The 5,185-nt window shown below is 71.4% G+C and carries 5 protein-coding genes; all 5 read left to right on the top strand.

Annotation, left to right across the window (positions count from 1 at the left end; translation table 11 throughout):
- The coding region (locus F6X68_RS30470; RefSeq protein ID WP_370519014.1) for a DUF3499 family protein at positions 1 to 140 on the top strand (140 nt) is incomplete at its 5' end.
- A 916-nt stretch (positions 141 to 1,056) separates the two neighbouring features.
- Positions 1,057 to 2,241 (top strand): spermidine/putrescine ABC transporter substrate-binding protein, encoded by a 1,185-nt coding sequence (locus F6X68_RS30465; RefSeq protein WP_151457481.1) that lies wholly within the window; start codon positions 1,057 to 1,059, stop codon positions 2,239 to 2,241.
- A 5-nt stretch (positions 2,242 to 2,246) separates the two neighbouring features.
- Entirely contained in the window at positions 2,247 to 3,413 is a 1,167-nt protein-coding gene (locus F6X68_RS30460) for an ABC transporter ATP-binding protein (RefSeq protein ID WP_151457480.1), read from the top strand.
- Complete coding sequence (locus F6X68_RS30455) at positions 3,410 to 4,324, top strand: ABC transporter permease (RefSeq protein WP_151457479.1); 915 nt, start codon at positions 3,410 to 3,412, stop codon at positions 4,322 to 4,324. The genes F6X68_RS30460 and F6X68_RS30455 overlap by 4 nt, the downstream gene beginning before the upstream one ends.
- A gap of 55 nt (positions 4,325 to 4,379) precedes the next feature.
- A complete protein-coding gene (locus F6X68_RS30450) occupies positions 4,380 to 5,183 on the top strand; it encodes an ABC transporter permease (protein ID WP_225852527.1) in 804 nt (267 codons plus the stop codon).
- Positions 5,184 to 5,185 lie beyond the last annotated feature (2 nt).

Raw genomic sequence — 5,185 nt, 5'->3', positions numbered from 1 at the left:
ATCTGGTCGCCCTCGCCGAGGCCGTCCGCGACGCCGCCCGCCCGGTGGCTCCGCGCCCGCCCGAGGACGACCAGACCGTCAACTCGACCCCCCAGACGGGCCGCCGGGGTCACCTCCGCGTCATCCCCCCGAACCACTGACCCGCCGCCCGGCGAAGGTTACGGGCGCCGGGGAGAGAAGTCCGCACGGACTATGCAGCGTGCCGGCCGAGATGCGGGTCCGATGGTCACGCCGGGCACTGTCGAGCTGAATCGTCTACGACATCACGGCACCGCCGACGGTGGCGGCCAGCCCATCGGCGAGCATGGGGGTAGGCGCGCTCACGAGGCGTCGGTCCAACTTCCACGTCGGTCCGACCTGTACGTCGGTCTGGCCCGGCGTCGGTTCGGCGCGGAGCCGACGGGCGTGACGGGGTGGGGTCGGTGATCGAGGCGGCTTCCGGCCGGGTCCTGAGTCGTCTGCGACATCAGTTCGATAGCGCGGGCGAGGCGGGTCGGGCACGGCCGGCACGCGGCCCTTCGGAGGTGCGACCGCTCGTTCCGGTGCCGGGCCCGACGCTGCGGCGGAGGCATGTCCAGGGCCTTTTCCGGGCGGTCGTCGGCCACCTCGGGTGCGCGAAAGAGATCCCGCCGCGACACGCCGGCAGCGCCACGACGAGGGCACGCTGCGTGGCTACCGTGCGCCCCAGTGTGATCGCGGGCACGGGAGGTCGGATGGTGAACGAGGTACTTCGGGTGGCGATGGCCGAGAAGGGCGAGACCGCCGAGTCGCTGGCGGTGCCCCAGGCGTACGCCTGCCCGCGCAGCGTGCGGCGGACGAACGCCGCACCGGCGGGACAGGGCCGCCACCGCGACGGTCCGCATCGCTCCCGCGACGATCCGCATCGCTCCCGTGGTCGAGCAGGATGTGGTCGCGTCATCGCCCTTCGCGCACGCTGATACCCGCCGTCCGTCGTCGCCGTCGGCCCATGCCAATATCTGTCGTTCACCGCACCTGACGTCCCGCCGGCGCGCCACTCCCGCCTGCCCGCCGACGATGACCCAGAGGAGTCGTCACATGCGAACTCCCCTCCGGCCCCTCACCCGGCGTGGGCTGCTGACCGGCGCCCTCGGCTCGGCGGCGCTGCTGGCGGCGGGCGGCTCGCTGGCCGGCTGCGGCACCGAGGCCGCCACCCAGACGGAGGCCGGCTGCGTCAGCGAGGACCTGTCCGGCACCGAGAAGACGCTGACGTTCTCCAACTGGCCGCAGTACATGGACGTGGACGACGCCGACGCCGCCAAGCGGCCCACCCTGGACGCGTTCGTCGCGAAGAGTGGCATCCGGGTCGCCTACACCGAGGACATCAACGACAACAACGAGTTCTTCGGCAAGGTGCAGCACCAGCTCGCGGGATGCCAGCCCACCGGGCGGGACATCATGGTGCTCAGCGACTGGCTGACGGCGCGGATGATCCGGCTCGGCTGGGTCCAGAAGCTCGACCCGTCGAAGCTGCCCAACGTCCAGGCCAACCTGCTGTCCTCGCTGCGCAACCGCTCCTTCGACCCCTCGGACCACCTCGCCATCCCGTGGCAGTCGGGCCTGGCCGGTCTCGCCTACAACGGCCGGGTCGCCAGGGAGATCCGTACGGTCGACGAGCTGCTCACCCGCCCCGATCTCAGGGGCAGGGTGACCGCGCTGGCCGAGATGAGCGACACCATGGGCCTGCTGCTCCAGTCGAACGGCCACGATCCGGCGTACTTCAGCGACGCCCAGTTCGACGACGCGCTCGCCAAGCTGAAGAAGGCCGTCGACTCGGGCCAGATCCGCCGGTTCACCGGCAACGACTACGCGCCGGCGCTCGCCAAGGGCGACATCGCCGCCTGCATCGGCTGGTCCGGCGACGCCATCCAGCTCGGCTTCGAAGACGACAAGATCAAATTCGTCGTACCCGAGTCCGGGGCGATGCTCTGGTCGGACAACATGCTGGTGCCGAACAGGGCCACCCACAAGGGCAACGCCGAGAAACTCATCGACTACTACTACCAACCGGCGGTCGCCGCCCGGCTCGCGGCGTACGTCAACTACATCTGCCCCGTCAAGGGTGCGCAGGCCGAGATGGAGAAGATCGACCCGGCGCTGGCCGCCCACCCGTTGATCTTCCCCGACGACGCCATGCTCGCCAGAACGGCGGTCTTCATGGCGCTGGACGAGAAGCAGGAGCGCGAGTACGAGAGCAAGTTCCAGCGGGTCATCGGGGCGTGAGCGGGATGGGCGGGACGACTGCGGAACGCGGGAGCCCGGCCGGCGACCTGCGGCTGGCGAACCTCACCAAGCGGTTCGGCGGCGTCACCGCGGTGGACGACCTCAACCTGACCGTCCCGCAGGGCTCGTACTTCGCCCTGCTCGGCCCGTCCGGCTGCGGCAAGACCACCACGCTGCGGATGATCGCCGGCCTGGAGGAGCCGACCGGGGGGCAGGTGCTGCTGGGCGAACGGGACGTCACCCGGCTGCGCCCGCACAAGCGGCCGGTGAACACCGTCTTCCAGAGCTACGCGCTCTTCCCGCACCTGGACGTCTTCGAGAACGTGGCGTTCGGCCTGCGCCGGCGGGGCATCCGCTCCGTCGACGACGAGGTCATGGGCATGCTCGCGCTGGTGCAGCTCGACGACCACGGCCGCCGCCGCCCCGCCGAGCTGTCCGGCGGGCAGCAGCAGCGCGTCGCGCTGGCCCGCGCCCTCGTCAACCGCCCGCAGGTGATGCTGCTGGACGAGCCGCTCGGTGCGCTGGACCTGAAGCTGCGCCGGCGGATGCAGCTCGAACTCAAGCGGATCCAGACCGAGGTCGGCATCACGTTCGTGCACGTCACCCACGACCAGGAGGAGGCCATGACGATGGCCGACACCGTCGCGGTGCTGAACGCCGGGCGGATCGAGCAGCTCGGTGCCCCCGCCGACCTCTATGAATACCCGGCCACGGCGTTCGTGGCGAACTTCCTCGGCCAGTCCAACCTGCTCGCCGGCGAGGCGGCCGGCGCGGCCGGAGAGGAGGTGGCGGTGTCGGCGCACGGCCGCCGCTTCTCGGTGCCCGCCGGCCGGGCCCGGGTCGACCGGGGGCCGGTCCACCTGGGCGTACGCCCGGAGAAGCTGCACCTGGTCGACTCCGTCGACCAGGTCCCCGCCGGATGCCAGCACGTCACCGGGATCGTCACCGACGCCTCCTACGTGGGGGTGAGCACCCAGTACCTGCTGCGCACCGGCTGGGGCGGCGAGCTGACCGCGTTCGTGGCCAACAGCGGCACGGCCCGTCCGCTGCCCGTGGGCGCGGAGGCGGCGGCGTACTGGGAGCCACGGCACGCCTTCCTGCTGCCCCGGGAAGCCGGCGGGCGGGACCGGACCGCTCCGGCGCGGGACGAGCCGGTCGGCGCACCCTCGTGAGCGCCCCCGCGCGCCTGCCCATTGGTGCCGCCCAGCCGTCGGCACCCGGACCGCCCCGCCCGCCCGGGCGGCACCGGCTCCTGCCGTACCTGCTGCTGCTGCCCGCGGCGGCGTGGCTGCTCGTCTTCTTCGCGGTGCCACTGCTCCAACTCGCCGCCGCCAGCCTCTACGACCCCGCCGGCTCGCTCGCCACCGGGTACGCCATGACGTGGGCCTTCGGCAACTACCCGGACGCGCTCGCCGCGTACTGGCCGCAGTTCGGGCGGTCCTTCGGCTACGCGGGGGCCGCGCTGGTGCTGGCGCTGCTGGCCGGCTACCCGCTCGCGTACGCCATCGCGCGCAAGGCCGGCCGGTGGAAGAACCTGCTGCTGGTCTGCGTGGTCGCGCCGATGTTCACCAGCTTCCTGGTGCGCACGCTGGCGTGGAAGACCATCCTGTCGGACAACGGCTGGCTCGTCGGGCTGCTGCGCGACGTGCACCTGCTCGCCCCCGACGGCCGGCTGCTGGCCACCCCCGTCGCGGTGGTGCTCGGCCTGACGTACAACTTCCTGCCCTTCCTGGTGCTGCCGCTGTACGCGAGCCTGGAGCGGCTGGACCCCCGGCTGCTGGAGGCGGCCGGCGACCTCTACGCCGGCCCGCTGCGGACGTTCCGCCGGGTCACCCTGCCGCTCTCCATGCCCGGCCTGGTCGCCGGCACGCTGCTGTTCTTCATCCCGGCCAGCGGCGACTACATCAACGCCGAACTGCTCGGCACCCCCAACGAGTACATGATCGGCAACGTCATCGACTCGGCGTTCCTGGTCCGGCTGGACTACCCGCAGGGCGCGGCGCTGTCGTTCCTGCTGATGGCGGCAATCCTCGCGGTGGTCTTCGGCTACCTGCGCCGGACCGGCCCGGAGAAGGTCCTGTGAGCGCGAGGAGTGCAGCGCAGCGGAGCCCCGCAGTCGTGAGCGAGGGGTTGGCACCGTGAGTGCGCGGATCTTCCGCTGGCTGGCCGATCGTTGGGTGGCGGGCGTGGCGCTGCTGGTGCTCGGCTACCTCCTCCTGCCGATCGCCGTGGTCGCCGCCCTCTCCTTCAACCGCCCCTCCAGCCGCCTGTCGTACGACTTCGACCAGTTCACGCTCGACAACTGGCGCAATCCGTGCGCCACCTCCGACATGTGCGACGCGGTGGTGCGCAGCGTCCAGATCGGCTTCATCGCGACCGTGGTCGCCACGGTGCTCGGCACCCTGATGGCGTTCGCACTGGCGCGGCACCGGTTCCGTGGCCGTTCCGGGATCGACGTGCTGATCTTCCTGCCGATGGCCACCCCCGAACTGGTGATGGGCACCTCGCTGCTGGCCCTCTTCGTCTCCGCCGGGGTGCCGCAGGGCTTCTGGACCGTCGTTGTCGCGCACGTCATGTTCTGCCTGTCGTTCGTGGTGGTCACCGTCAGGGCGCGGCTGGCCGGGATGGACCCCCGGCTGGAGGAGGCAGCGATGGACCTCTACGCGAGCGAGTGGCAGACCTTCCGGCGGATCACCCTGCCGCTGGCGCTGCCCGGCATCGTGGCCGCCGCGCTGCTCGCGTTCTCGCTCTCCTTCGACGACTTCATCGTCACGAACTTCAACGCCGGCACCACCGTCACGTTCCCCATGTACGTCTGGGGCGCCGCCCAGCGGGGCATCCCGCCGCAGGTCAACGTCATCGGCACCGCCATGTTCCTGCTCGCGCTACTACTGGTGCTCCCCGCCACCCTACGAACGCGCCGACCCAAAAGAACCCCATAACC

Origin of the sequence: Micromonospora sp. AMSO12t (assembly GCF_008806585.1) — a bacterium.
Taxonomy (GTDB): Bacteria; Actinomycetota; Actinomycetes; order Mycobacteriales; family Micromonosporaceae; genus Micromonospora; species Micromonospora reichwaldensis.
The sequence above is the reverse complement of the archived record's forward strand: the minus strand, read 5'-3'. Positions and strand labels throughout refer to the sequence as shown.

Bases quoted from the DNA above. Each gene is read 5' to 3' on its own strand.
- F6X68_RS30465 (WP_151457481.1), top strand. From the start codon at position 1,057: ATGCGAACTCCCCTCCGGCCCCTCACCCGGCGTGGGCTGCTGACCGGC.
- F6X68_RS30460 (WP_151457480.1), top strand. From the start codon at position 2,247: ATGGGCGGGACGACTGCGGAACGCGGGAGCCCGGCCGGCGACCTGCGG.